This window comes from Myroides oncorhynchi (assembly GCF_020905415.1).
Lineage (GTDB): Bacteria > Bacteroidota > Bacteroidia > Flavobacteriales > Flavobacteriaceae > Flavobacterium > Flavobacterium oncorhynchi_A.
In genome coordinates this window covers 2,824,540-2,851,483 of record NZ_JAJJMP010000001.1, presented here as the reverse complement: position 1 = coordinate 2,851,483, position 26,944 = coordinate 2,824,540, and the positions used below count along the sequence as shown (strand labels likewise).

The 26,944-nt window shown below is 36.9% G+C and carries 23 protein-coding genes; 2 read left to right on the top strand and 21 right to left on the bottom strand.

Translation table 11 applies throughout. From position 1 onward, the window contains the following. Positions 1 to 209: 209 nt before the first annotated feature. The 10 genes from LNQ81_RS12465 to LNQ81_RS12425 form a co-directional block, all read right to left on the bottom strand. Positions 210 to 1,913, bottom strand: coding sequence for a sensor histidine kinase (locus LNQ81_RS12465; protein WP_229947190.1), 1,704 nt, complete (start codon positions 1,911 to 1,913; stop codon positions 210 to 212). After that, on the bottom strand, positions 1,910 to 3,040 hold the full coding sequence (locus tag LNQ81_RS12460) for a sensor protein KdpD (RefSeq protein ID WP_229947188.1): 1,131 nt from the start codon (positions 3,038 to 3,040) through the stop codon (positions 1,910 to 1,912). The genes LNQ81_RS12465 and LNQ81_RS12460 overlap by 4 nt, the downstream gene beginning before the upstream one ends. Then, entirely contained in the window at positions 3,041 to 4,132 is a 1,092-nt protein-coding gene (locus tag LNQ81_RS12455; protein WP_229947186.1) for a porin, read from the bottom strand. 1 nt (position 4,133) lies between these two features. Continuing rightward, the gene (gene kdpC / locus LNQ81_RS12450) at positions 4,134 to 4,694 is read right to left on the bottom strand and encodes a K(+)-transporting ATPase subunit C (RefSeq protein ID WP_229947184.1); all 561 of its coding nucleotides are present in this window, start codon (positions 4,692 to 4,694) and stop codon (positions 4,134 to 4,136) included. 7 nt (positions 4,695 to 4,701) lie between these two features. Further along, positions 4,702 to 6,717, bottom strand: a complete 2,016-nt coding sequence (gene kdpB / locus LNQ81_RS12445; RefSeq protein WP_229947182.1) for a potassium-transporting ATPase subunit KdpB — start codon at positions 6,715 to 6,717, stop codon at positions 4,702 to 4,704. Between the two features lie 3 nt (positions 6,718 to 6,720). Beyond that, positions 6,721 to 8,415 (bottom strand): potassium-transporting ATPase subunit KdpA, encoded by a 1,695-nt coding sequence (gene kdpA / locus LNQ81_RS12440; RefSeq protein WP_229947180.1) that lies wholly within the window; start codon positions 8,413 to 8,415, stop codon positions 6,721 to 6,723. Positions 8,416 to 8,517: 102 nt separating this feature from the next. Beyond that, positions 8,518 to 8,595: a K(+)-transporting ATPase subunit F gene (gene kdpF, locus LNQ81_RS18260; RefSeq protein ID WP_080694226.1), complete on the bottom strand. Its 78-nt coding sequence runs from the start codon at positions 8,593 to 8,595 to the stop codon at positions 8,518 to 8,520. A 456-nt stretch (positions 8,596 to 9,051) separates the two neighbouring features. Next, complete coding sequence (locus LNQ81_RS12435) at positions 9,052 to 9,762, bottom strand: DUF3307 domain-containing protein (protein ID WP_229947179.1); 711 nt, start codon at positions 9,760 to 9,762, stop codon at positions 9,052 to 9,054. Further along, positions 9,750 to 10,355: a SatD family protein gene (locus LNQ81_RS12430; RefSeq protein WP_229947177.1), complete on the bottom strand. Its 606-nt coding sequence runs from the start codon at positions 10,353 to 10,355 to the stop codon at positions 9,750 to 9,752. The genes LNQ81_RS12435 and LNQ81_RS12430 overlap by 13 nt, the downstream gene beginning before the upstream one ends. 110 nt (positions 10,356 to 10,465) lie before the next feature. Beyond that, positions 10,466 to 11,815 (bottom strand): sigma-54-dependent transcriptional regulator, encoded by a 1,350-nt coding sequence (locus LNQ81_RS12425; protein WP_229947171.1) that lies wholly within the window; start codon positions 11,813 to 11,815, stop codon positions 10,466 to 10,468. Between the two features lie 173 nt (positions 11,816 to 11,988). Between LNQ81_RS12425 and LNQ81_RS12420 the strand changes: the two genes are divergently transcribed. Then, on the top strand, positions 11,989 to 12,897 hold the full coding sequence (locus LNQ81_RS12420; RefSeq protein ID WP_229947169.1) for a glycosyltransferase family 2 protein: 909 nt from the start codon (positions 11,989 to 11,991) through the stop codon (positions 12,895 to 12,897). Positions 12,898 to 12,965: 68 nt separating this feature from the next. Here the strand turns inward: LNQ81_RS12420 and LNQ81_RS12415 are convergent, their stop codons facing one another. The 10 genes from LNQ81_RS12415 to thrA all read right to left on the bottom strand — a co-directional run bounded on the left by LNQ81_RS12415 (position 12,966) and on the right by thrA (position 25,191). Beyond that, complete coding sequence (locus LNQ81_RS12415; RefSeq protein WP_229947166.1) at positions 12,966 to 13,511, bottom strand: YncE family protein; 546 nt, start codon at positions 13,509 to 13,511, stop codon at positions 12,966 to 12,968. After that, positions 13,495 to 14,007, bottom strand: a complete 513-nt coding sequence (locus LNQ81_RS12410) for a YncE family protein (RefSeq protein ID WP_229947164.1) — start codon at positions 14,005 to 14,007, stop codon at positions 13,495 to 13,497. Before LNQ81_RS12410 ends, LNQ81_RS12415 begins: the two co-directional genes overlap by 17 nt. 10 nt (positions 14,008 to 14,017) lie before the next feature. Next, on the bottom strand, positions 14,018 to 15,208 hold the full coding sequence (locus tag LNQ81_RS12405; RefSeq protein WP_229947162.1) for an alpha/beta hydrolase: 1,191 nt from the start codon (positions 15,206 to 15,208) through the stop codon (positions 14,018 to 14,020). Positions 15,209 to 15,218: 10 nt separating this feature from the next. Continuing rightward, on the bottom strand, positions 15,219 to 16,508 hold the full coding sequence (locus LNQ81_RS12400) for a hypothetical protein (protein ID WP_229947159.1): 1,290 nt from the start codon (positions 16,506 to 16,508) through the stop codon (positions 15,219 to 15,221). Position 16,509: 1 nt separating this feature from the next. Further along, on the bottom strand, positions 16,510 to 18,876 hold the full coding sequence (locus tag LNQ81_RS12395) for a TonB-dependent receptor domain-containing protein (protein ID WP_229947157.1): 2,367 nt from the start codon (positions 18,874 to 18,876) through the stop codon (positions 16,510 to 16,512). A gap of 271 nt (positions 18,877 to 19,147) precedes the next feature. Continuing rightward, entirely contained in the window at positions 19,148 to 19,657 is a 510-nt protein-coding gene (locus tag LNQ81_RS12390) for a hypothetical protein (RefSeq protein WP_229947154.1), read from the bottom strand. 64 nt (positions 19,658 to 19,721) lie between these two features. Further along, positions 19,722 to 20,450, bottom strand: a complete 729-nt coding sequence (locus tag LNQ81_RS12385) for an MBL fold metallo-hydrolase (RefSeq protein ID WP_229947152.1) — start codon at positions 20,448 to 20,450, stop codon at positions 19,722 to 19,724. A gap of 82 nt (positions 20,451 to 20,532) precedes the next feature. Then, entirely contained in the window at positions 20,533 to 21,822 is a 1,290-nt protein-coding gene (thrC, locus tag LNQ81_RS12380; protein ID WP_229947150.1) for a threonine synthase, read from the bottom strand. Further along, positions 21,822 to 22,742 carry a homoserine kinase gene (locus LNQ81_RS12375; RefSeq protein WP_229947149.1) on the bottom strand — a complete coding sequence of 307 codons (921 nt, stop codon included), beginning with the start codon at positions 22,740 to 22,742 and terminating at the stop codon, positions 21,822 to 21,824. The genes thrC and LNQ81_RS12375 overlap by 1 nt, the downstream gene beginning before the upstream one ends. Position 22,743: 1 nt before the next feature. After that, complete coding sequence (gene thrA / locus LNQ81_RS12370; RefSeq protein WP_229947147.1) at positions 22,744 to 25,191, bottom strand: bifunctional aspartate kinase/homoserine dehydrogenase I; 2,448 nt, start codon at positions 25,189 to 25,191, stop codon at positions 22,744 to 22,746. A gap of 104 nt (positions 25,192 to 25,295) precedes the next feature. Between thrA and LNQ81_RS12365 the strand changes: the two genes are divergently transcribed. After that, positions 25,296 to 25,499 (top strand): hypothetical protein, encoded by a 204-nt coding sequence (locus tag LNQ81_RS12365; RefSeq protein WP_229947145.1) that lies wholly within the window; start codon positions 25,296 to 25,298, stop codon positions 25,497 to 25,499. Between the two features lie 214 nt (positions 25,500 to 25,713). Here LNQ81_RS12365 and LNQ81_RS12360 read toward each other — a convergent pair whose 3' ends face one another. Further along, positions 25,714 to 26,766 carry a CNNM domain-containing protein gene (locus LNQ81_RS12360; protein ID WP_229947143.1) on the bottom strand — a complete coding sequence of 351 codons (1,053 nt, stop codon included), beginning with the start codon at positions 26,764 to 26,766 and terminating at the stop codon, positions 25,714 to 25,716. Positions 26,767 to 26,944: the final 178 nt, after the last annotated feature.

The following is a 26,944-nucleotide window of genomic DNA, read 5'->3' as shown; positions in this document are numbered from 1 at the left end:
AACACAACACTTTGTTTTACAAAAAAAAAAGGATTGAACAAAGTCAATCCTTTTGGGTTATCAAGTAAATCTAGAAACAACATTAGCCATATACAACAACACAATTCTACTTCATAGCTCTTTTATTAGTTCCTCAACAATAGTATGCTTTAGTCACTAACTCAGGTCTCTCTTGTATAGATACTTTTTGTTTATCTGCCGACTCTAGGTTAAAAAATCAATACAAACTCGCTTCCTACACCATATTCACTGTGCACTTCAACTATTCCGTGTTGTGCTTCTATGATCTCCTTGCTGATAGAAAGCCCTAATCCTGTACCTTCCTTATGTGTACCAGGTACTCTAAAATAACGGTCAAATACACGTCCTAAGTACTCAGGTGGTATTCCCATTCCTTCATCTTTTACCTTTATGATGGTATGAAACTCATCTTGTGTTACATTAACCTCAACTATTGATGATTCGTGAGAATAATTAATTGCATTAGCAATAAGGTTTGTCAACACCCAAGTAGTCTTTTCTGCGTCTAATCTAATTTTATCGATTCGCTCCGGTATTTTTACACTTAAAGTAATGCTTTTTTGGTCTGCTTGAATGTGGTTTGCCTCCACCGCATACTGTACGATCTGCGCTATCTCAGCTGGTTTGATATTCATACTTATTTTACCACTTTCGATCTGTGTGAGATTAAGTAATTCGGAAGTAATCTTTAATAATCGCCCTGCATCATCTTGAATACTGTCTATTAGCGTGCTTTGCTCTTCATTTAGATTGCCTATTCGCTCGTTTTTCAACAACTGTAAACTCATCTTCATAGAAGATATAGGAGTCTTAAATTCGTGAGAAACTGTCGCGATAAAGCGTGTCTTAGCCGCATCTAACTCTTTAAACTCTGTGATATTCTTTAAGATGATTACGTGCCCAACCAGTTCTTTGTGTTCCTCTCCTGTAGGGGTAATCTCAATGTGTAAAAACTCCTTGTTAAAGTAGTTCTCTTTATCGTTGTGAATAATCTTTAACGGTTCTTTCTCTGTCTGCTCTACATTCATTTCCTTTAGTAGCATACGCATTAGATCGTTGTAGATAGCAATATCTTTGCTACTCTTACCAACCATCTGCTCTTCTGTTAACCCCAATACCTTACAGGCCTGCTCATTCACAAATATCACTTGCATATTCTCGTCTAACCCTATAACCACATCAGGCATATTGTTAATCAGCGCTTCTATCCTCTTCTTCTGACGCATTAGTTTTGCCAAGTGGCTATTGTTGTATTCTTCTAACTTCTGTGCCATCGTATTAAACGACTGTGCCAACTCACCAAACTCGTCATTCTTATCTAAAAACACGCGCTCCTTATAGTTGCTACTGGCAATCTGTTTAATACTCATGGTCAGTTTCTGAATCGGATTAGCAATATTAGAAGGCAGGTTAATCAATAACCCTAAGGCAATCACAAAACATGCTGTCCCAGCGATAGCTATCCATACTGTTGCTTGTATTGCAGTCTTATTAGCTAGTTCACTCTTGAGTTCGATAGCCTGCATATTCATTTCCATCACCTCTATTAACCACTCTCTAATCTGAAGCAAATCTTCGCTGCGTTGACCATCATTCTTATACGCTTCAAAATAGGTGCGCAGCGTAGCATTCATCTCCTTTTCACCCTCTTCTGTGGCATTGCCCTCTTGTTTCTTTAACTGCTCTTCAAATTGGGCTAAACGACTATCTCCAGACTTATCTAAAGCGCGTAACATACTCTTCGCATACAAAAGCGAATTGTAGTTATCGTGTAGGATATTACGCGTATCAAGCTTCAAGAAGTGAATATACACAGCTGCTATTGCCCCTAAGAAAATAATAAGTGTAAATAATAGTCCTAAACCTAAAGTTAGTTTTGTTTTAATTCTCATTTCGAAAAGATTATAATATCAATGGGTAAAGACGACAGTTTCTTCAACAATTGATTAAATACATTAGTTGCCAAAATAATCTGATATAAACGCAGCCTTGGCTTGCCAATACAGATAGTAGTGACTTGTCGTTGATCTACCTGTATCATAATTGCTTTGGCTATATTCTGATGTTCACTCTTTATAATTTCAGCTCCCAATTCTGTAGCTAATTTAAAATTATTAATCAAATGTCGTTGCTTGTCTAACGCTATTTTATCAGGGTGTTCTTTTGGCGTCTGTACATAGAGTACATACCACTTCGAATTAAAATATCCTGCTAGGCGAGCTGTCTTTCTAATGACAATCTTTGCATTTCGATCATTCGAACTAATACACGCCATAAAGCGATTGGGTTTAGCAGAGATAGACATACTTACTTCACTTGCCACCTTATTCTCTACGTGAGAAGCCACCTCCCTTAATGCCAATTCTCGCAATTGCAAAATATTAGACGAAGTAAAGAAGTTCTGCAATGCAGCAGGTACCTTTTCTGCTGGATATATCTTCCCCTCTTTTAATCGTTCGATTAGATCGTCAGAAGTTAAGTCAATATTCACTACCTCATCTGCTTCTTGCAACAACTTATCTGGCACACGTTCTGTGACATCGATATTCGTAATGTCTTTTACTGCATTATACAGACTCTCTATATGCTGGATATTAAGGGCAGATATCACATTGATACCTGCCTCTAATATCTCCATTACGTCTTGCCAACGCTTTGCATTTTTGCTTCCTGCAATATTAGAATGAGCTAATTCGTCAATAATAACTATCTCAGGGCGATCATTAAGGATGGCTTCAATATCCAACTCCTCAATCATCTTTCCCTTATAGAAAACTTCCTTACGTGGTATAATAGGCAATCCCTCTAATAGGGCGTGCGTCTCCTTGCGATTGTGAGTTTCTATAAACCCCAACTTCACATCTATGCCATTTCGCTGCAAATCTCTTGCTTCTAATAGCATACGATAGGTTTTACCCACCCCTGCACTCATCCCTATATATACCTTAAACTTACCTCGTTTAGAACGACGAATAAGTTCTAAGAAATCTTCTGCACTTTGACGACTTTCTCTTTCCATCTACAACCGAATTGAAATACTACTTCCTATAAATGTTTGTCCTGATACCTCTTTATCATTTCTCATAAAGATAGCATCTTTACTGCTTAAAGACCTTGCCTCTATGCGCCATAATACCTCATCTGTAATCTGATAATCTACATTGACAGAATATCCCCAAGTCTGGAAGCCATTAGAGGTATCTGTACCTATAATTACTCCGTCTTTATCACAGTAATACTCAGCTCTTGCCGCTACTCGCCACTTATCGGTTAGCTTATACTGCCCCATAACCAAAGGCGCATACCAATTGCTATATGCCTTACCGTCTTTCTCCTTTTGTTGAACACCAATATCAAACCCCGCTAGTAACTTTAAGTTCTCATCCCATTGATAACAGGCATATAGATTGTGAAAATAACGCATCTTTCGCTCTACATCTGGTGTATCACTACCTATAAATGAACTACTGTTGATTGTCCATTTGCTATTAGGTGTATAAGTAACCTGGTGTCCCACTGCTATAGTAGAATTTCCTTCAGGACGCTCAATACGTTGCCAACCGTTCATTACATTCAAGGCAAGCATCCACTTCTGATTTGGCGTTAAATAAGACAGTTTCACTGCAGAAGAAAAGTACGGAGAGTTCTCCGCCATCATACTGCGTGACATTGTCATAATATCCGATCCTATATTACTCTCAAACCCTATATGAGAAGGCATAATTCCTGCATCTAACCACAACTCTCGCGTTGACGATAGTTTAACTCCTATATTTGCCTCATAGATATTTTTTAGTTCATCAGGTTCATTCACAAGATTAGACTTGACATAAGTCCCTGCCATAAAGGCAAGGTTAGCCCGTACACGCTCTTTTGAATAGTTTAGTTTAACCATTGCGAAGTTAAGATTCACCTCGTTATGTCTATTAAACGAATATAGAAAGTTGTTAAGTTGTCCTTTTTTAGGTTGGTTGAAGTCATATGTATAATATAACTCCCCATAGGCTTGTACTTTAAGATCATCTGTCCATTTGCGCTCTTGAGCTTGGACTGATGAAATAGCAAGTGCACCGATGACAAGTGCACCTACTAAAGAAATTCTCTTCTTCATCTTATTTTAACGCATCTAATGCGATATTTAATTCTATAACATTCAGTTTTTCTGGTCCTAATATACCTAACAGTGGTGTTTGTGTTTGTTCTACCACTAATTGTTCTAAGCGACTCGCTTCAATTCCCCTTGCTTTAGCAATACGAGCGATCTGTACTTTAGCTCCCTGAACAGAGATATTTGGATCTAGACCACTACCACTTGCAGTGACTAAATCAACAGGTATATCTTCTTTCTTAACCTCAGGATTCTTAACCAAGAAGTCGTCTATACGCTGCTGTACAGTGCTTAAATATTCTCCATTGGTAGTCGCCTTATTACTTGCTCCAGAACCTGCCGCGTTATAATCAACAGCTGATGGACGAGACCAAAAGTATTTATCGGAAGTAAACGACTGTCCGATGTTTACATAGTTCTTTCCATTAGCGGCTTCAGTTACAAATCCCTCTCCTGAGTTAGGAGAAAGCTTAGCTATCCCCCACATCGTTAGAGGATAAGCACCACATAGTAATACTAATAAGGCTGTGGTTAATATAATAGAGGGTAATAGATTTGTTTTCATTGTTTTATTACATAAATAGTGATACAAAAAGGTCGATTAGCTTAATCCCTATAAAAGGAACAATCACACCACCTAATCCATAGATTAGTAAATTGCGTCGCAATAGTGCGCTTGCACCGATTGGTTTATACGCCACTCCTCTTAACGCTAAGGGAATTAAGAATGGAATAATAATCGCATTGAATATTACAGCAGATAAAATAGCACTCTCAGGGCTGTGAAGATTCATAATATTTAAACCTTGTAAAGCTGGAATAGCTGTAATAAATAGAGCTGGTATAATAGCAAAATACTTGGCTACGTCATTGGCTATACTAAACGTAGTTAAGGTACCACGAGTCATTAGCAGCTGTTTCCCTATCTCTACAACCTCAATCAGTTTGGTTGGGTCGTTGTCAAGGTCTACCATATTCCCTGCCTCTTTAGCCGCTTGTGTTCCGCTGTTCATCGCTACCCCTACGTTTGCTTGTGCTAAAGCAGGCGCATCATTTGTACCATCTCCCATCATTGCTACTAAGCGTCCTTCTGCTTGCTCACGCTTGATGTAATTCATCTTATCTTCTGGTTTTGCCTCTGCGATAAAATCATCCACTCCAGCCGCATTAGCGATATACTTTGCCGTCATTGGGTTATCTCCTGTCACCATCACCGTCTTAATCCCCATTTTTCTCAATCGAGCAAAGCGCTCTTGTATTCCTGGTTTTATTACGTCTTGTAGTTCTACCACACCTAAGACTTGCTCGTTTTGAGATACCACTAATGGTGTACCTCCATTCTCTGCTACATTGCGCACACTTGTTGCCACCTCGTCAGGAAATACGTTACCTGCTTGTACACATATATTCTTAATGGCATCTACTGCTCCTTTGCGTATGCGTATATCGTCATAGTCAATACCTGAACTTCGAGTCTCTGCTGTAAAGGAAATAAAGCGGGGGTTGTTAACTGTGAAATCAGTAGGATCTACACCTGCCAACTCTATAATAGACTTCCCTTCTGGTGTATCATCACTTAACGAGCTCAAGACTGCTGCCTTGATCAGCACATTCTTATCTACACCATTTGCAGGATGAAAGTTTGTTGCCTTACGGTTACCAATAGTAATCGTACCTGTTTTATCTAATAGCAACACATCTATATCTCCTGCTGTCTCTACAGCCTTACCACTTTTAGTAATCACATTAGCTCTTAGCGCTCTATCCATCCCCGCGATACCGATAGCAGATAATAATCCACCTATCGTAGTAGGGATTAAACAGATATACAGTGATATTAAAGCGCTAATTGTAATCGCTACATTAGCAAAGTCAGCAAAGGGCTTTAATGTAATAATAACAATAGTAAACACTAAGGTAAAACCTGCTAATAAGATTGTCAGGGCTATTTCATTTGGCGACTTCTGTCTATTTGCTCCCTCTACTAAAGCAATCATCTTATCAAGGAAGCTTTCTCCTACCTGAGCAGTGACACGTACCTTAATACGATCAGACAATACCTTGGTACCACCAGTCACAGAACTCTTATCTCCTCCAGCTTCTCTAATCACAGGAGCACTCTCTCCGGTAATAGCACTTTCATCTATAGTAGCTAAACCCTCTATGATCTCCCCATCTGCTGGGATTATATCTCCTGCTACACATACATAGATCATTCCTTTTAGTAAAGTAGAAGACGATACTTGTGAGCCATCATCTAAAGTTGCAGGGGTTTCCTCTCTTGTTTTGCGCAAGCTATCTGCTTGCGCTTTTCCTCTTGCTTCAGCGATAGCCTCAGCAAAGTTGGCAAACAACAGAGTCACAAACAACAACAAAAAGATGGTGAAATTGTATCCAAAGCTACCTTGGCTTGTTTCACCTAATAATATCCATATACACACCCCTAACATAATCGCTGTTCCTATCTCTACTGTGAACATCACTGGATTGCGCAATAGCGTTCTTGGGTCTAACTTAATAAAAGCTTCTTTTAATGCTTTCATCACTACCTCTTTTTGAAAAAGAGCTTTATTATTTTGAGTTGCCATTTTCTATAAACTTATTATTGTAAAATAATCAGCAATTGGTCCTAAAGTCAATACTGGGAAGAAAGCTAATGCCGCTACGATTAAGATCACGGTAAGCACAATCAATCCGAATGTTGAAGTATCTGTTGCCAGTGTACCTGCGCTCTCAGGCACATAGCGTTTCTGTGCTAAACATCCTGCTAATGCTACAGGCCCGATGATAGGTAAGAAACGTCCAAGTAATAATATGATACCTGTCGAGAAGTTCCACCAAGGTGTATTATCTCCCAGTCCCTCAAATCCACTACCATTATTGGCTGCAGAAGAAGTGTACTCATACAGTATTTCACTAAATCCGTGGAACGAAGGGTTGTTTAAAGTCTCTCTTGTCAAATCAGGAAAGGCTGCCGCTAGTGCTGTACTACTCAAGATAAGCATTGGGTGAATTAACGCTATCACCATCGCTATCTTCATTTCCTTTGCTTCTATCTTCTTACCAAATAACTCAGGTGTTCTACCTACCATCAGACCACTGATAAACACTGCTAATACAATGAATACAAAGAAGTTTAAGATACCCACTCCTACACCGCCGTAGAAACTGTTAATCATCATTGCCAGTAGTTCATTCATTCCCGATAACGGCATAGAACTATCGTGCATAGAGTTGACCGAACCAGTAGAAATAACAGTTGTAACTATACTCCAGAATCCTGAAGCAGTAGCGCCTATACGCACTTCTTTCCCTTCCATAGACCCGATAGAGTTATCTATACCCATCGCCGTAATATTAGGATTTCCTCCTGCTTCCATTAGTACGTTTGGTACCGCTAGACATAAGAAACCTACTGTCATTACCCCAAACATCATCCATGAGAATCGCTTGCGTTCGATATAGTACCCAAAAGCAAAGATCATCGCCAATGGAATAATCAACTGAGCGATCATCTGAGTCATATTAGTCAAGTAAGTAGGGTTCTCAAAAGGGTGCGCGGAGTTGGTTCCAAAGAATCCACCACCATTAGTTCCCAAGTGTTTAATGGCGATAAAAGGAGCCGCTGGTCCACGCGAAACCTCTACTTGCTGTCCTTCTATTGTTGTAATGGTATCTTTTCCTTCAAAAGTCATTGGTGTACCTTGAAAAATCAAGATAGCAGCCACGATAACACTTAGAGGTAATAGAATACGAGTAATCGACTTCACAAAGTACACATAGAAGTTCCCTAACAGTGTTGTTGTTTTGTGTTTAAATGCTTCGAACACTGTTACTGCAGCGGCCATTCCTGTTGCTGCACTTACAAATTGTAAGAACATCAACCACATTTGTGTCAAGTAAGTTACTCCTGTTTCTCCTGCATAGTGTTGTAAATTACAGTTGACTAAGAAAGATATTATCGTATTAAACGCTAAGTCAGCAGGCATACTTGGATTGTTATCTGGATTAAGGGGTAACGAGCCTTGTGTCATTAATAAGATAAATCCCATTACAAACCATACAGCATTTATTGTTAGTAAGGCTACTAAGTGCTGCTTCCAGTTCATTCCTTCCTCAGGCTTAATCTTACTGCTTTTGTAAAACAGATTCTCTAAAGGCGACATGATGCCGTCTAAGAAGGTAGGTTTACCTGCGTATACCTTTGCTATATATTTCCCTAAGGGAATTGAAATCCCGACTGCCACTAAGAAAGTGACAATGATTCCGATCATTTCTGTATTCATTATAATTAATCAATTAATAGTAATAGTTGATGTATTAAATACACAGTGATAAACACTAGTATAAAAATCAATAAGGCTGCCCCTATTTCCTTTTGTATTTTCTTAGAATTTTTCTGGTTTAAGTAAGACATAACACAGATAGGCAAATACTGCCAAAGCAATAATTAATAATAGAATCATTGGTTGTTGAATTATAGATTGTCAAAAAACTGAATGGCTTTGTAAAACAAGGCAAAGCACACAACGCCTAAAACGATACACGCTAAAATTGTCATTGATAATATATTTAAGTTAGGTTTGATTGTTTGTTATAGCTCTAAGAGCTATATTTTGTAGGTAGAGTAATCTTTTGTTACGCCTACTTTGTAATGTGTATTGTGTTTTCATTAAGTATTGTTTTGCCAATGTATAAGCGAATGGCGTACCACTTTGGCACAAAAAACAAACATCACTATCAATCAATTAGTTATAAAAAATTGGCACAGATGCCAAAAAAGAAACCCTATCGTTTTGATAGGGTTTTATGGAGTGAACCTTTCATTTTGAAAGGGGTATATAAGTTATTTATAAAGCTTCCCTTATTCTAAGGCATAAAAAAGCTCCCTAATCAGGAGCTTATATATCATAAAAATATCTCTAAAGTGAAATAACAAAACTATACAGTAACGCTATCGCAATTCCCAATCCAAAACTCATAAGGGTTCCAATCAAAATATACTCTGTCAGTTTGACTTCTTTATTTGCTTTCAAGTCTCCGAATCTAAAGATAGACTTAGCAGCTAATAGAAAACCTATTCCCTCCCAACGTTGCAATACCACAAATAAGAATATAAACAAGCGTTCTAAGATACCGATATACTTTCCTGCATTAGCTAATCCATTACTAGGTACAGTAAAATTTAGAAGCTCTATCAGTTTCTTAATAATAATCGGAGATGCATATACTAGTAATACTATTGCGCTATAGAGTGCTAAAGCATTTTTACCCATTATTATGGTCCAATTTACCTCAAAAGGATAATAATAGTACACAAACAAAGCAATACTAATAGCGTGTAGTCCTTGATCAATAAGTAGTACCTTAATTGAGTTTAGTTTTTTTGACAAGTAAATCTTAGTAAAGATATCAATCACTAAATGTAACATAGATAATATCCACACTCCTATGATATACTTCTGTTCAAATCCTGTAATAACTAATAGAGTGATAAAATGAATAGCAGTATGCGTAAGTAAAGCTGGAGACTTAATCCCCTTATGCTTAATGTCCGCTACCATTTTATTTGTTTGCAGTACAAAATCTCCTATTAAATGAGCAAATACTACTTTGATGATTAAGTCAAGCATAATGTTACTTTATTAGCATATAATTTTAGAATATCCGTTATCTCTTCATAAGCAGCTCGTTTTAATGCTCTACTAATAGTAGTACTGTCTTTATTCATCAATACAGCTATTTCTTTCTGCAACATATTTCTATTGCTTAGTGCATAGAAGACTGCTTCTGCTGTTGCAGGTTTCCATTGATCAGCTATAAAACTAATCAACCCTAAGATAGGGTTAAAATAATCGTCAAACTTTCTGTCATTCGTTTTTATACGCAGAGTCTTATCCTTTAATTCTTCAAACGCCTCTCCCGAATTAATGAATGCTTGTCCATAAGACTCTGTTACTTTCTCAGAAGTATAACCTTGCTCACCTATTCCTATGCTCATTCTCACATCAAGATTACTGATGTGTTTAACTAGAGCCTTAATCATCAAAACAAGTTCAAAAGCCTTTTCTATCGTTGTTTCAATCTGAAAACTATCTCCTCTATATACTTCCCATTTAGACATGTTATTAATGCTTGTCTCCAAAAAAGACTTCAATTGAGGTTGCCATTCCTTGGGATCTACACTTCTCGAATTAACAATATCTCCAGTAATAACTGCTATCATAACTATCTATTTACTTCTACGAATATACATAAAAAATGCACTAATTAATACATCTTTTAGAAAATGTATTAATTAGTGCATTTTCATACAAAGTGCTATAATTAGCACATCTACCCTATCCCATACTCTGCCATCTTGCGATACAGCGTAGTTAAGGCGATACCTAACAGTTCTGCTGTCTTGGTCTTATTGCCATTAGTATGTTGGAGTACTTTTTGAATATGTTGTTTTTCTACAGACGCCAAATCAAGAGCTGATAAACCGTCTTCTGTAGGTTTGTATTTTTGTTGTACTTCATAAGGCAAGTCTCCTACCTCTAACTTGGTGTGCATACACAAGATAATGGCACGCTCCATAGCATTGCGCAATTCTCTGATATTACCCGGCCAAGGATATAACTTCATCGCTTCTAATGCCTCAGTAGAGATAGCCTGTACAGCACTGCGTTGTTCTGCTGCAAACTGCTTTCTAAAAAGCTCTGCTAATAACGCAATATCATCAATGCGTTCTCTTAGTGCAGGTAGGTTAATCTCAAATACAGAGATGCGATAATACAAGTCCTCTCTAAAGTGCCCCTCGTTTATCTCCTTCTCGAAGTTGCGATTAGTAGCCGCGATTATACGCACATCTACCTTCGTGGGTTTGGTATCTCCTATTTTTAAGAACTCACCTGTTTCTAATACACGAAGTAACTTAGCCTGAAGTTCTATTGGCATTTCTCCTATTTCGTCTAAGAATATAGTTCCTTGATGTGCTTCTTCGAATAGCCCTTTTTGGTCTTTCATCGCATTGGTAAACGAACCAGCTTTATGCCCAAACAATTCACTCTCTAATAAGTCTTTACTAAAAGCAGAGCAGTTAAGCGCGACAAAGCTGTGTTTCGATCTAGTACTTGCACGGTGTATAGCCTGTGCGAATACTTCTTTTCCTGTTCCTGTTTCTCCAGTTAATAATACCGTAGCATTAGTAGGAGCAACTCGCTTAGCCAAGTGAATAGCTGCCGTAAAGGAAGAAGACTTACCAATTACTTGATCAAAGCCTGTAATCTCTTCTTCTATGTCCACTTTACTCTCTGCTAAAGTGCGATTTACTGCCACGCGTTCTAAGGCGCGATATAGTAATGGAAGTATTTTATTGTTGTCATCCCCTTTAGTGATATAGTCAAAAGCTCCATTTTTAATGGCTTGCACCCCATCAGGAATATTCCCATAAGCTGTAAGCAAGATGACCTCAACAGTAGGATGTACTAATTTAATATGTTCTACGAAGGCTACTCCATTTCCATCAGGTAACTTGACGTCGCATAACACTACGTCGATAGGCACTTGTGCCAACTTTTTAGTCGCTGATTTTAAATCAGGGGCTTGATGTACTTCAAAACCTTCTAACTCTATAATACGCGATAAGAGCTTGCGCAACTTCTCTTCATCATCTACCACTAAGATCTTCTGTAGTGCCATATCCACTGATTTTATATAAAGGGATAAAGGTATGAAAGAATTAACTAGACTGTCAATCCTCTTTAAAATTACTTTATACGAAAAGTACAAAAAATCCTTTATAGTCTTTTTTTTTAATACAATGCGCATTATCTTTAACACCATTCCATTTTTATTATTAATCTTATCCCTATATGGTCAAAGAACCTTTAATATCAGTAATAGTTCCAATATATAATGTAGAAGACTATCTAGGAGAATGCCTAGATTCTATTATTAACCAATCTTACGAAAATTTAGAAATCATTCTAATAAATGACGGTACTCCAGATAATTCTGCCGAAATATGTAGGGAGTATGCGGCTAGAGATAATAGAATCGTTTTCTTAGAAAAAGAAAACGGAGGCCTATCTTCGGCTCGCAACTTTGGTCTAGATCACGCTACTGGAGATTATATTTCATTTATTGATTCTGATGACTTTATCCATGAAGATTACTTTAAAATCTTAATTGAGTACACTGAAGATCACGAACTTATATTCTGTAATTTCTCAGCATATTATGCTAATCAACCTCAACATGAAATAACGATAGAAGATTTTAATTCATTTGAATCTGTAACGTTTACTTCTACCGAGTTATTAAAACAAATAAGTACATTTAAAAGGCCTTTAGTTATTGTTGCTTGGGCAAAACTATATAAAAAAGAACTTTGGACTAAGCTAAGATATCCTATCGGCAAAACCCATGAAGATGAGTATGTGGTACATCACTTTATAGATAAGGCAAAGAAGATAAAGTTTATTGATCTGCCTCTTTACTACTACAGACAGGATAGAGAAGGAAGTATTATGCACACTCAGTCTGAAAAGAAAATAAGAGATTACTATAACTCTTGTCTAGATAGAGAACAATTTTTCTTACAAAAAGGAATGAAAAAAGATGCTAAAGCCACCTATAATAACGGCAAAAGCTACCTCATTAGACATCTTCTGAAAATTAAAATAAAAAATGAAGACAATAGCTTTAAGGCTATTCTAAAAGATAGTAAGCTATCTATCGCAACTAAACTAGAGTTGCTCTTCAAAAGACTAATAAAATAAATCTATACAAAAATGGCTACCCCACCACAGGATAGCCATTTTCTAATTATAATAGATGAGCTTTGATTTTACAACTGAACTTTACTAACTGTATCTCCGTTAGTATCTACTTGAGCTTCTTGCCCTTCTACTACAGGCATTTTCTTAGTCTTATTGGTTACATAAGCAATACCTGAGTTTTTATTTACAGCTACAGTATTAGGATGACTTCCTGTCTCTAATTCTTTCACTACCTCATAAGATTTACCATCTACGATAACAGTCTTACCGCCTACTCTATTTGCCAAGACAATTTTATCTTGTTTTGGCAAGTAGTTAACTCCTAAAGAACCTCCATTAAACTTAACTACTTTAAGTAATTCTCCGCTATCTGCATTTAATACAGTTAGACCTGTTGACGAATTAGTAACAAATAATCTTCTTCCTGCTTCATCGATTGATACGTTGATAGGACTTTCACCACCTGAAGCGAACTTCTTGATTACTTTCTTGCTCTGAGGATCAATAATAGCCACCTCATTTGTTCCCATATTTACAGCATATAGTTTTTTAGTCTTTGTGTCAAACGTCAGACCAGCTGTATGAATTCCTGTGTTGTCAATATATCCTTTCAATATATCCTTTCAATACATCTTTCGCTCCATCAATAATCCAAATCTTACCGTCTTCTTGTGTATCTGAAGCATAGATAGTATTTGTCTTTTCATCAATAGCAATTTCTCTATTGTGTCCACTTTCATTAGTACCAGGGATTACTTTAGTTTCCCCTGTTTTAAGGTTTAATACAGTTACAGCATTTGTGATTGTATTGGTTCCATAGATCTTTTGAGACTTCTCATTTACAGCGATACCAAACACAGGGTTTCCATTCACACTATACTCTTTCTCTACAGATAAGTCATTTCCATTTAACTTAAAGATCTTTCCTTCTTTTGTTTTAAAATCAAGTACAGAAGCTACATAAACTCCATTGTCTACACTGTTATAAGCTACCTCATAAAGTCCCTTTCCTACTTGTTGATTTTTATCTATCGTTTGTGCTGTAGCAGTAGTTCCCATTGCTGCTAATACCGTAGCACTCATAAATGTTAGTGATTTGATGTATTTCATATTGTTATTATTAAAAATTATTACTTTCTATTTTAGATAAGTCTGCTATCATCCAATTAAAAGCCTGTTGCCAATACCAAGCGCCGTGCTTTCCTCTTGGATTAATATTTAACTCATAATTCAACTTTAATCTAGACTGGTGTACTTCTAAAAATCTCAAGATATCTTCATCCATTCTAACTACATTTCCATCTGCTTTCTTTCTATTCTCACGTTCACCACCATAGATATAATACTTTTGTTTTTGAATTTTCTCTAGTTGATTAGCAGATAACTTATTTATATAAGTATCTAGATTATGGTCATCTTGCCATATCGACGGAGAGAATACCCCAATCTTGCCAAATGTCTCTGGATATGTTAATCCTGCATATAATGAGATTAACCCTCCTAGTGATCCTCCTGCTATACCTGTATACTTAGCCTCTTTTACAGTTCTATACTGTGCATCGACATAAGGCTTTAAGGTCTTTACGATAAACGAGATATATGCCTGTCCTTCAGCTATCGGGTTTCTTTGAGTAGGAAAGAATGAATACTCTTTCTCCCTAAGATTCTTTTGATAATCGTGGTCTATCCCTACGATGATATATTGATCACCATATTTAGCTACAGTCTCATCGACTTCCCATTCTACAGGTCCTAATCTCCCCTCTGATGTTGCCTCGTCAAACAAATCTTGTCCATCGTGCATATACCATACAGGATATTGTTTTGCACTAGAGTCATAATCTTTCGGTAGATAAATTCGTATATCCCTTACTCTGTTGAGTTCTGGCATATAGAAGTTCTTTAGAACGATCAAATCCTCAGGAGCAGTAGAAGCTTTAAACTGATCTCTCCACGCCTTGATTTCATTCTTTAGCACAGTATCTTCTGTTATCATCACATCGTGCAGATTGATTAATCTTCCCTTAGTAGAAGACTCTAAAGACTGCCAAGTTCCTCTTGTGAATTTGTATTCTAACACTCCCAGAGCAATGTTCTCTACCTCTACAGCATACTGATTCCCAGTACCTGCTACTTTCTGCATTAGATAGCGCTTATCTTTAGGTTTCCACTGATTGAAATTTCCCGTTAGATAAATTGCATCCTCTGTCTTAGCGAAGTCATCTACTGTGACCTCTACCCTTACTTTAAAACTATTCTGTGCTTGCATACTCATTACCATCATTAAAACAATAAACACATACTTCTTCATTGATAATCTCTTATAACTTATTTACTTTAAAAATCCCCTGAGGTTTACCTCCTTTTTGAATCTCTATAGACGGAGTTGCTTTCTGCAAATCACTTGATAATTCATAGTACCCAAGCTTGGTGTCATTCACCACGCGGATAAACTTCTTGTCGTCTACTTTAGATACTCCTAAAGAAGCTGCTGGTGTCTCTACTAATGTTACTCCTTCTATCTCAATAGGTTTAATAGCCTTACTCTTGATATCAATAACGACATATTTCCAAATAGGCGTTAAATTAATCTTCTGTGGGTCTGCTAACGGTACATCATTTACTAGTGTTACGATCTTGCCTTTCTCTACATAAATAGTTGAGAATTTACCTGGAGAAACACTGTTGAATAAACTATTGAAATCTAACTCCCAAGACTGGTCTACTTCATTTGAACCATTCTTTATACGAGCGATCTTAGATTGGTCTCCTAATCCTCCTGTTTTTATCCCTTGACAGATAAAATACAAGTCCTTATTCTCATCGAAGTAGTATAATGGATTCTCATCCACAAAGGCGATATTCCCTGTGTTTTTCACACTTGTATCCCCTATCCATTTGCCATTAGTCAAATCAATAACAGCAATATGCACATCTTTAGACACTCCATCAAACATACCTCCCTGAGCACCTTGATTCTTTCCAAAAGTGATATCTGCATATAACTTATTGCCATTGATTGCTAGTAGATGCTGACCTATCGCTTTAAAGTTCACCCCTTGTAAGTTTAGCTTTTTCTCTAATGCATTAATCTGCTGTGAGTAATCACCTAACATGCTTTTCTTTGCCATACTCACGGGATCAAAAACCTGTAGTTGAGTTGGTTGTGCTCCCTCAAAGTAATACCCTGTTGTAAAGTCATTTGTCAATGTAAAGTTTCCTGAACCTGCAATCTTAGGCTCTACAGCAATACTTTTAGTAGTATAAAATCCTTTCTCATCAAAGACAAATTGTCCTAAAGCGCGAGAGTTATTGTCATCAAACATTCTATATACACGGTTACCATACTGACGGTAACCTCCCATTCCTCCTGATGCAGTAGTATTACCTGTTGCATTGTCTATCGCTGCTTTTGGCAAGGTAGAATAGGCTTTTAAGAAACCATTTTTAATAGGTCCTTTCCCCTCAGATAAAGACATTACGAAATATTGACTTGGTTTAACTTCTGGGTCTACTGGAGTGACAGGACTATTGTCATCAGAAGAAGAACAAGATGTCATCACAAGTGCAAACACAAACGACATTGATAATAGTGGTTTTATAAGTTTCATACTAATTGAGTTTATAGTTAAGTTTTAAATAGATACTTCTACCTGCTTTTTGTATTTTGAAGTAGTCATATAAGTCTTGATTCAATAGATTTCGAACCTCAACACCTACAGACACTCCTTTATCTTTTAATTCATACACTGTTCCTAACGTAACTGATGTTTGATCAGGAACTATGTTCTTTACATCTCCTTTACTACTGCCAAATAATCCTAAGAATCCACTTGGTTCCATTGATTTGTCTATGGGTTGAATATAGAACTCACGCACGAAGTTTACATTCATATACGCAGTCCATTGATCTTGTTTGCGCAGTATATTATCGAACTTGGCTTCAGCTCCTATATTTGCGAAGAAGTAAGGAATATTAGGCACTCTATTGCCTTTTAGCCATTTGTCAGCAGCTTTATCAAACTCCCCATAGCGAATACTCTGCCAGGTAAAGTTTCCATAAAACTTGTAATGATTAGCTACCTTTAGACTTACATCTCCTTCAAATCCATAGCCATTAGCCTTCTCCTTATTCACATAAATAGAAAGAGGTGGGTTACCTGAAACTAAAACAACTATATCTCGTGTATGTCTGAAAAAACTATTAAAACTATACGCCAAGTTTCCCACCTCTTGCTCTATCCCTAAATTTAGATTTAGACTTTCTTCTGGTTTTAAATTAAAGTTTGATGCTATAAATATATAATCACCAAATAACTCCGTATATCCTGGTAATCTTCTAGCATTCTCTATAGAGAAGCGAAGATTAGTTTGTTTGCCTATTTTATATTTAGCGCCTAATGCCCACCCAAAATCACTATCTGACACACTGTGTATATCTCTAGCTGTTAGATCTACATTACTCCCTGTGTTCAGTCCTCTACTTGAATAATTATACATCTTAAGGATAGCATTAGTCTCTAACTTATTATCCAACCACTGACTCGTTAATCCTACTGCTAATACATTTTTCTTATAATGTGTAGGCAACTCTATCACTGTTTGATTTAAATCTTGAAGAACTCTTCCATAAGGATCTACTCCTTTTCGCTTAGTATAATTATAAGTATTGTTTAACCACAATTGATGATTGGTATTTATCTCATAGCCGATTAATGTTCTAGAAGTAAAGAAAGTCATATCAATATCAGCATCCATCGGCATATCTCCTTCTGCTCTAAATCCTCTAGGAGTAAACTCTCCTAACCAATTATATCTCCCTTTCAGGGTATCTATAGCTTGTGATTTAACAACGTTATAAGAAAGGAATTGATCTACAGAAATCTTGTCATTTAGAAACTTCTTTTTATAGCGAAGTGTAGGAACGATACTGTGTTGCTTATCTTGAATACCTCCATAAGGAACAGCCATAGAAGTAGGGCTATTCTGAAGTTGTTTATCTATCGTATAATAACTAATTCCCAACTCTAGCTTATCAGCCCAAGATAGATTATTAGCTCCGATATATGCATTGCTATAGAAGTGTTTATAGCGATTGTGAAACAGCTTAACCTTAGCGTGAGTCTTTGCTAACTCTGCATCTGGTGTATTAATCCTATAATTGTTATCTGAATAGTTATAGAATACTTCACCTCCTATATAGAAATTGTCATTTAGATTATAATGCCCTCTCACAGCAGAGCGCACAGTATTAAATGATCCATACTCGGTAGAAACTCTTAATTGATTGTTTTGAATAGCAGAAGAGACTAAGTTAACCGCTCCTCCTAATGCATCACTTGCCAAGTGCACAGGAATAATCCCTTTATACACTTCCACTTTATCTAACACATCTAGAGGTACATTTGACAAGTTATATCCCTGCCCCATATAGTTAATAGGAATGCCATCTTTAAAGAATCGTATCGCATTTCCCTGAAAGCCGTTTAGATTAATATTCGTCTCTGCCCCTAATCCTCCTGCTTGTCTGACACGTATACCAGTTGTCTTATTCATCAAGTCATTTAGAGAACTTGGACGTAGTATTTCACTCTTGGTATCCACTGTAACTGCGCGAATAATATCGCGATTACTACTCTTCTGTTCATCTCTAGTGTGAACGACAATATCAGATAGCATCGTGTTATCCACATCTAAGGCTATCGAATTACTAATCTGCTCAATAGCGGTTACTGTCTTAAAAATGCTTTGATAGCTATCTGCAAAAACTTGAATCGTGTAGGTGGCATCTTGTTTTAAGTCAAACTGTACCTTCCCTTCCCTATCTGTCTTATGCTGTTGATCATTAATAACTACCACAGCACTCTTCACTGCTTGATTATGGTGATTCGTGATTATTATGCTCTTCTTCACTTGACTCCAACCTATGGAAGTCATCGTTAGTGCCATCAATAATGTAACTTTATTCAGCGTACTCACTTGTTATTTAGAATTACTTTAAACAGTAACAAATGTAGACTTATTTATATCACTAACAAGAATAATTCTAAATAGACAGCATAACAACACCTATTATAAAACAATAAAGTACACAGAAAAGACTAATTAAAAATAAAAAGTATAGAATTATAAATTATATAACTCAATATATCTATCGATAAAATAAAGAAAACTCAGAATAGTTAAAGTTTAAATACGCCATAGACACAACATAAAAAAACCTTCTAATCACAAGACTAGAAGGGTTATATTATTCCTCTTTATTCCATTTGACAAACCACTTGGCTATTCTTCCGAAATTAGTCAAGAGTAAAAATCCTAAAAGTGCATTACCAATAGCTACAAAGAAAGAATAATTATCATATACATTGGCATTGATACCTGATACGTCACTATAAAATCGCTGTATAACCCACGATATAGTATAAGGAATATTATTAATAAAAAGCATTACTCCCATAATAAACACTCCTACTTTAACTATGTCAGCTGCTACCAAGTTATCTAAGGCTATAAAATCTCTCTCATAACCTTTATTCAAACGAAAGATACTTACTATCTTATCTCCATATACCATCAAGATAACGGATAATACAAGTAGAGCAACATATAATCCTATATCTGAAGCTTGATACCCGAAAGAGTTTCTCTCTCCTAATATTAAATAGTAGGCAGTATTCAATAAAGAAGTAAAACTTCCCATAAAACTAGAAAAACCAATTAACTTCACTAACGCAATAAACAAATCTCTTTTACTCATAGCTACTCATATTATAAGAATGAGTATCTAATATACAATACTTTAAGAGATTTATTATAACTTCCTACTCACAACTATACACTGCTCGTTCCATATCGTGATAGAATAACACTGTCCAATGCTCTGCCTCCGCCTGTATCTTCCATTCAGTACGCCACTTCATCGCTAGTTTGCCATCATAATCACTCTTAAATGCCATATTAAACTCTAAGTAACTATGCTTCGGTAGATTATCCGCACCATAGAATATGATTTGCCCTTCATCTTTAATCCAAAATACCTGCATATACGGCGTATGCCCTCCTACCACTTGATAAGTAATCTGTTCATCAATACTTCCCTGATTATCATTCATCCATACAATATTTGGCAAGGCTAATGCCTGCTCTAAAATATCATAATCAAAAGAAATATCATCCATCGACAACTCTGAAAAGGCAACCTCTCTACGCTGAATGTATATCTTCGCATTCGGAAAACGCCCTTTATATCCATTATCTATTTCTTCTACTAGTCCATTGATGTGATCTTTGTGCAAATGTGACATCAGCACCCTGTCAATATCTAAAGGAGTTAACCCCTCTTTTGCCAATAGTTTATCGATGACATACTCCCCATTCTCTTGATAGCCTAACCCAACATCAAGTAATGTATTGTGATTATCAGTTCTAATTAAAAAGGGTTGTACTGCTAACTGTATTTCTGTGGTTAATACCTTATCTCCTATGGATAAAAAGTTCTTCACCTCATCTTCATAAAAATCTCCTTCTTTTAAGGGTACTACTTTAATCATATTCACTGTATTTTGAGGTGTAAAGATAAGTAGAAATAAAGAAAAAGGATTGTTCTAATCACAATCAGAACAACCCTTTCTATTATTTTAAAAGCACTCGTTTTAACTCTTCATAATTCTGAATCACAATACTCTTCTTCTCTCCTTTCATAATATCTTTAAGTCGATCTGGAATAGGAATCTCAATGTTTAGCAATTGTTCTATGCACTCAGGAAACTTAACAGGATGTGCTGTTCCTAAGAACACACCTGTAAAATCTTGATGCTCTTTAGCATATTCCTTAATCCCTAAATAGCCTACTGAAGCGTGAGGGTCTAATAGATACCCATTCTTAGCATACTGTTCTTCTATTAGGGCTAGTGTAGCCTTATCCGTAAATGAATAGGCTGATAAATCTCTGCCTAACTCTTCAGCATCCTTAGCAAATAGCTCTAAAATACGCACAAAATTACTCGGATCACTTACATCCATCGCATTAGAGATAGTCTCTATTGTTTGTTTTGGGGTGTATGCTTTAGACCAGAAGAATCTTGGTATGGTATCATTAGCATTAGTAGCTGCGATAAAATGGCTGATAGGCAATCCCATTTGCTGTGCGAGCATCCCTGCGCAAATATTCCCAAAATTACCACTAGGCACAGATACCACTAATGGTTTATTTAGGTGTTGTAATTCCTTATACATCAAGAAATAGTAAAACATCTGTGGCAACCAACGTGCGATATTAATGGAGTTAGCAGAAGTTAGATGACAGTCTTTTAAACTCTCATCTAAGAATGCTTTTTTCACCATCGCCTGACAGTCGTCAAAACTTCCCTCTACCTCTATTGCCTTAATATTCTTGCCCAATGTAGTTAGTTGCTTCTCTTGTATGCTACTCACTTTCCCTTTTGGATAAAGGATAACAACCTCAATGCCCTGTACATCATAAAATCCGTGAGCTACAGCTCCTCCTGTATCACCCGAAGTAGCCACTAGAATAGTCACTTTCTCTTTCTTCCCTTTGACAAAACTTCTCAAGCATCTAGACATAAATCCTGCCCCAACGTCCTTAAACGCTAACGTAGGCCCGTGAAATAATTCTAATGTATAAATGTCTTTATCTATCGGCACTACAGGAAAATCAAAAGCTAAAGTCTCTCTGACAATTTGTCTTAACTCTTGTTCTTCAATATCGTTGCCCACAAAGCAAGAGATAACTAGGTACGCTATCTCTTCTTTGCTTAGATGCTGCATATTATCAAAAAACGCCTTGTCTAATCGAGGAATCTCCATTGGAAAGAACAATCCTTTATCCTCTGCAATACCTTGTATTGCCGCTTCTTTAAAAGAAGCGATTCGCTGAGGGTTATTTAAACTATAATACTTCATTACAATACTTTTATACCTTGTGAATTAATAGGTGACACGTGAATATCAAATTCATATCCTGCATCTTTAACTACTTGTCTCATCGCTTCTGCTACGCGCTCTGCATTTGCTTTTCCTTTACTTAGGGCAAATACAGAAGGGCCTGATCCTGAGATACCACCTCCTAATGCTCCGTTATCACAAGCCGCTTGTTTTAACTGTGCATAGTTAGGAATTAGCAGTGAACGCTTAGCTTCGACGAACTCATCGTGCAATGAATTACCTATCAAATCATAATCCGAAGTATAAAGCCCGCAGATCAATCCACCTAGATTACCACATTGTGTAATGGCTTGCTTTAATGTCACTGATTGTTTTAAAACCGAACGAGCATCTTTAGTCTTTAACTCTATCTGCGGGTGAATAACAGTAGCGTATAACTCCTCTGGGGCCTTAATATGTATAATATTTAAAGGGGCATAGCTGTGTATAAAGGCAAAACCACCTAATAACGCAGGAGCCACATTATCAGCGTGAGGTGCTCCACTTGCAAGAGCCTCCCCTTGCATTGCGTAGTAGATTAACTCTTTATTAGATAGTGGATATCCGCATAACGCATTGATACCATAGACCGCACCTGCACTACTAGCAGCGCTACTTCCGATACCGCTTCCTGCCTTGATATTCTTGTGAATAACAATCTCAAAACCAAAGTCAGGTTGCAACTTCTCTAATAAGGCTAAGGCTGCTACTCCTGCTACATTCTTTTCTACTTCGAGTGGTAAATCAGCGCCTATAATCGCCTTGATACGCACGCCTTTTTCTGCTGTCTTAGTGATGATCATCTGATCACCTACATTATCTAAACACACTCCTAATACATCGAATCCACAAGATAGATTAGCGATAGTAGCAGGACAAAATATCTTAATTTCTTTCATCTTATAACAATTTACTTCCTATTCTTATTACATCAGAGAATATCCCTGAGGCTGTAACTTCTGCTCCGGCACCGGCTCCTTTTATCAATAGCGGTTGTTCTTTATAACGATCTGTGTAGAACATCACGATATTATCTTTACCCTCTAAGTGATAAAATGGGTGATTAGACATAATCTCTTGCAGACCTACGCTAGCCTTACCATCTTTAAGTGTTGCCACTACTTTTAGACAAGCTCCTTTTGCTTTTGCACTTTCATACATCGCCTTAAAATGAGCTTCTTCTTTAGCTAAAGCAGCTATAAATGTATCAGCATTCTTTGCCTGCATACAAGACACCGGTAAAAAATTAGCTACTGCGATATCCTCTTCTTCTACCCAATAATTACTCTCACGCATTAAGATCATTAGCTTTCGCTTTACATCTACACCACTCAAATCAATCAATGGATGAGGCTCTGTGTACCCTTCTTTTTTGGCTAATGCCACAACCTCAGCAAAAGGTTTAGAACCGTCATATTGATTAAATATAAAGTTTAGACTTCCACTTAATACCGCTTGAATTTCTTTTACTTGATCTCCTGATGCCACTAAGTTTTTGATTGTATCTATAATCGGCAATCCCGCTCCTACATTCGTTTCATATAAGAATGGAGCATTGTATTTCTTTGACAGGTTTTTTAATTCCTTGTAATAATCCATAGTAGAAGAACAAGCAATCTTGTTACACGTTACCACAGCGATACTGTTCTTTAAATAAGCACCATAAGTCATCGCCACTTCAGCAGTAGCAGTATTATCCACCAATATACTGTTGCGCAAGTTCAATTCCTTAATCTTATCTAAGAAGCCCACCTGAGTCATCGGGGCGCCGCAGTTAGACAAATCCTTTACCTCTGCCAAATCAAAACCCTCTACATTAAAGCACATCAATTTAGAATTAGCAATACCTACTACCCTGATATTTACCTTAAGGTGATCTCTTAAATAGTTGTGCTGTTGTACGATTTGCTCTAAGAATTTACCTCCTACATTTCCTATTCCCATCACAAATAGGTTCAACTGAACCACCACTTCCTCAAAGAAAGCCTCGTGCAATACATTCAGTGCTTTCTTGACATCTTTCTCTAAGATTACAGCAGAGATATTACGCTCTGATGCCCCCTGGGCGATAGCACATATATTAATATTATTACGCCCTAGTGCGCTAAACATTCTACCACTTACCCCTTGGTGACCCTTAATATAATCCCCCACCGCAGCGATAATAGACATTCCCAGTTCTACACGCACCGGTTTCACTTTCTTATTGTGTATTTCGAATTCAAAAGCAGTGTTGATTACTTTCTCTGCTTTCTCAGCATCTGCCGCGATAATAGCAAAACAGATAGAGTGCTCAGAAGAAGCTTGTGTAATGAAAATAACGTTGATATCCTCAAGTGATAACACCTCAAATAAACGCTTAGAAATACCTGCTACACCTACCATACCGGGTCCCTCTAATGTCAACAACGCTAGATTGTCAATATTGGTAATTCCCCTTACAGGATTAGGGTCTGTACTTCCCAGTGCACTCACTAAACTCCCCTCCGCTTCAGGTTCAAAAGTATTCTTTACGATCAATGAAATCCCCTTAGGTAATATAGGTGCTAAAGCAGATGGATACAATACTTTCGCCCCAAAGTGAGAAAGCTCCATTGCCTCTTGGAAGTTGATGTGTTTAACTATTTTAGCTTGCTTCACTACCCTTGGGTTAGCTGTATAAATACCACTTACATCAGTCCATATCTCCAATTCCTTTAGGTTCAATGCCGCGGCAATGATAGCTGCTGTATAATCAGAACCTCCACGCCCTAGTGTAGTCACTTGCTTTTCTTCAGACTCTGCAATAAACCCAGGAACAATAGTCACTGCACATTTATGCTCTTGAAAATAGTCTACAATTAAGGCATCTGTCACCTCGAAGTTCACTGCCGCCTTTCCAAACTTGTCATTTGTTTTGATAAAGGCACCACTGTACCCCTGACGACAGTCTTTCCCTTGTGCTTTTATCACCTCAGCGATAATGTAAGATGATAAACGCTCCCCAAATGACATAATTAAGTCCTTAATACGAGCAGATAATTCGCGAAGTAGGTAACACCCCTGTAACAATACCTCCAGCTCATTTAACTCTCTAATCACACTGCTTAATATACCTGCCTGTTCATTCACAGGGATTAAAGCACGTATAACTTCTAAATGGCGGAAGCTAATTTCTTTAAATTGGTCTACGTATTCATCCTTGTGATCTGCTGCTTGTACAGCTGCTAATTGTAGTAAATCTGTTACTCCACTTAAGGCAGATACCACCACGATAACCGGTTCTTCTATATTGTTGATGATATCTATACATCTGTTTATATTCACGGCATTAGCCACTGATGACCCGCCAAACTTTATTACTTTCATAAAAATTTCATTGATTTGGTTGAGTCCAAAAAAAGTAACTAATTGATACTGTTAATTTTGGACAATAAATAATACAGCCGTTAAAAAATAAACGACCACAGACGATGGTTATATGTAATAAATTCCCCCTTTACAGGGTTGAGATAGACGACGATGACGATGATGTCAACGTAGATGTAGTTACTGTAGAAGTAGTAAGGTTAGAAACACGAGAAGTTGCACCACTTAAGACAGTAGTGTTTAAAACAGGGTTATATGTTCTAAAATTCGCGTTCATTGATAAGGCTAAGATACCAAAACCATTTTGAAATAAACTAATAAATTATTAAAACAATTCAAACATTCTTAATTTAGAGGCAATTATATTATAACCGTATCTCAATGATATCAAGGTTTTAGAGATATATAGTTGTTAATGAAAAAAATCACAGAAAGGGTATAAAACAACAAACTCTACCACAATCAAGTGATAGAGTTCGGTGTTTTTATCTTTTATAATTCAACAGACAGTGTCTGTTGAATCTATTTATCCTCTGCTAAATAAGCATATTTCTTTTGTCTGTTTTGCCATCTCTCTTCTGCAAATTGTCTCAAGTCAACAATCTTGTCCTTCTCGTCCACAATCTCAAACCCCAATAGTGTTTCTAAGATATCTTCCATCGTCACTACACCATCTACCTCACCGTATTCATTAACGACAATAGCGATATGCTCGTGATTCTCCTTCATCTTGTTCCAAGTCGTAATTACATTCAACTTCTCAGATACAAATAATATCTTTCTCTTGATGTCTTTTAGTTTCACATCAAATCTATCCTCGGCCAAGTACTCAAAAGCAACTTCTCTCAATACATAACCTGTGATATTATCTTTCGAATCGCTATACACTGGAATCCTTGAGAAATGCAATAGCTCTTTATTCTTTAGGAATTCTCTCAATGTCATCTCCTGATCAGCACTCACCATCATAATACGCGGTGTGTGAATCTCATCTATGCGCACTGCATTTAGTTTAAATACGTTTTGGATAATCTTATTCTCCTTTACAGCGATAATCCCTTCTTGCTCACCTATACTCGCTAAAATAGCGATCTCTTCTCTACTGGTAGATGACTCTGTAGTCTTCTTGCTCAATCGCTTTGTTAAGAAAGACGACATCACCACCAAAGGGTAACTCACTATCATCATCACTAAAATAGTAGACGCCATAGATCCGTAGATATCTTTTGCATAGTTAGCACCTAATGTTTTTGGGATAATCTCTGTCAATACTAAGATCAACAAGGTCAATACAGCAGATACCACACCAAAATAAGCTTCGCCGAATACAATAGTGGCTTGTGCACCTACTCCTGCTGCACCTACTGTGTGGGCAATAGTATTTAAGGATAGAATAGCAGAAAGAGGCTTGTCTACATCTTGTTTTAATTCAATCATTTTTAAGGCTTTCTTATCTCCTGATTCTACCTTTGTTTTTAAGAATGAAGTGGATAAAGAAAGTAAGGTTGCTTCTGCGATAGAACAGATAAATGATACCGCTAAGGCTAGAAACAAGTAAACTAATAATAATGTCATCTATTTTTAAATATATCGACAAGATTACTCATTTAAACCACGTAATTAGATAAATAACTAATCAAAACATACAAAATAAGCACTGAAACGTCAATATATTTAACCCAAAATACGCGTTAGTCAAATACTACAAAGCAATCTTACTTCATAGCTCTTTCATTAGCTCTTTCATTAGCTC

What these genes read in the sequence shown, in the direction of transcription:
- LNQ81_RS12365 (WP_229947145.1), top strand. Translation starts at nt 25,296, where the DNA reads ATGGTTATATGTAATAAATTCCCCCTTTACAGGGTTGAGATAGACGAC.
- LNQ81_RS12435 (WP_229947179.1), bottom strand. Translation starts at nt 9,762, where the DNA reads ATGCTTGACTTAATCATCAAAGTAGTATTTGCTCATTTAATAGGAGAT.
- LNQ81_RS12455 (WP_229947186.1), bottom strand. Translation starts at nt 4,132, where the DNA reads ATGAAGAAGAGAATTTCTTTAGTAGGTGCACTTGTCATCGGTGCACTT.
- LNQ81_RS12375 (WP_229947149.1), bottom strand. Translation starts at nt 22,742, where the DNA reads ATGAAAGAAATTAAGATATTTTGTCCTGCTACTATCGCTAATCTATCT.
- kdpB (WP_229947182.1), bottom strand. Translation starts at nt 6,717, where the DNA reads ATGGCAACTCAAAATAATAAAGCTCTTTTTCAAAAAGAGGTAGTGATG.
- thrC (WP_229947150.1), bottom strand. Translation starts at nt 21,822, where the DNA reads ATGAAGTATTATAGTTTAAATAACCCTCAGCGAATCGCTTCTTTTAAA.
- thrA (WP_229947147.1), bottom strand. Translation starts at nt 25,191, where the DNA reads ATGAAAGTAATAAAGTTTGGCGGGTCATCAGTGGCTAATGCCGTGAAT.
- LNQ81_RS12385 (WP_229947152.1), bottom strand. Translation starts at nt 20,450, where the DNA reads ATGATTAAAGTAGTACCCTTAAAAGAAGGAGATTTTTATGAAGATGAG.
- LNQ81_RS12430 (WP_229947177.1), bottom strand. Translation starts at nt 10,355, where the DNA reads ATGATAGCAGTTATTACTGGAGATATTGTTAATTCGAGAAGTGTAGAT.
- LNQ81_RS12405 (WP_229947162.1), bottom strand. Translation starts at nt 15,208, where the DNA reads ATGAAGAAGTATGTGTTTATTGTTTTAATGATGGTAATGAGTATGCAA.
- LNQ81_RS12410 (WP_229947164.1), bottom strand. Translation starts at nt 14,007, where the DNA reads ATGAAATACATCAAATCACTAACATTTATGAGTGCTACGGTATTAGCA.
- LNQ81_RS12420 (WP_229947169.1), top strand. Translation starts at nt 11,989, where the DNA reads ATGGTCAAAGAACCTTTAATATCAGTAATAGTTCCAATATATAATGTA.
- LNQ81_RS12360 (WP_229947143.1), bottom strand. Translation starts at nt 26,766, where the DNA reads ATGACATTATTATTAGTTTACTTGTTTCTAGCCTTAGCGGTATCATTT.
- kdpF (WP_080694226.1), bottom strand. Translation starts at nt 8,595, where the DNA reads ATGATTCTATTATTAATTATTGCTTTGGCAGTATTTGCCTATCTGTGT.
- LNQ81_RS12465 (WP_229947190.1), bottom strand. Translation starts at nt 1,913, where the DNA reads ATGAGAATTAAAACAAAACTAACTTTAGGTTTAGGACTATTATTTACA.
- kdpA (WP_229947180.1), bottom strand. Translation starts at nt 8,415, where the DNA reads ATGAATACAGAAATGATCGGAATCATTGTCACTTTCTTAGTGGCAGTC.
- LNQ81_RS12460 (WP_229947188.1), bottom strand. Translation starts at nt 3,040, where the DNA reads ATGGAAAGAGAAAGTCGTCAAAGTGCAGAAGATTTCTTAGAACTTATT.
- LNQ81_RS12425 (WP_229947171.1), bottom strand. Translation starts at nt 11,815, where the DNA reads ATGGCACTACAGAAGATCTTAGTGGTAGATGATGAAGAGAAGTTGCGC.
- kdpC (WP_229947184.1), bottom strand. Translation starts at nt 4,694, where the DNA reads ATGAAAACAAATCTATTACCCTCTATTATATTAACCACAGCCTTATTA.
- LNQ81_RS12400 (WP_229947159.1), bottom strand. Translation starts at nt 16,508, where the DNA reads ATGAAACTTATAAAACCACTATTATCAATGTCGTTTGTGTTTGCACTT.
- LNQ81_RS12390 (WP_229947154.1), bottom strand. Translation starts at nt 19,657, where the DNA reads ATGAGTAAAAGAGATTTGTTTATTGCGTTAGTGAAGTTAATTGGTTTT.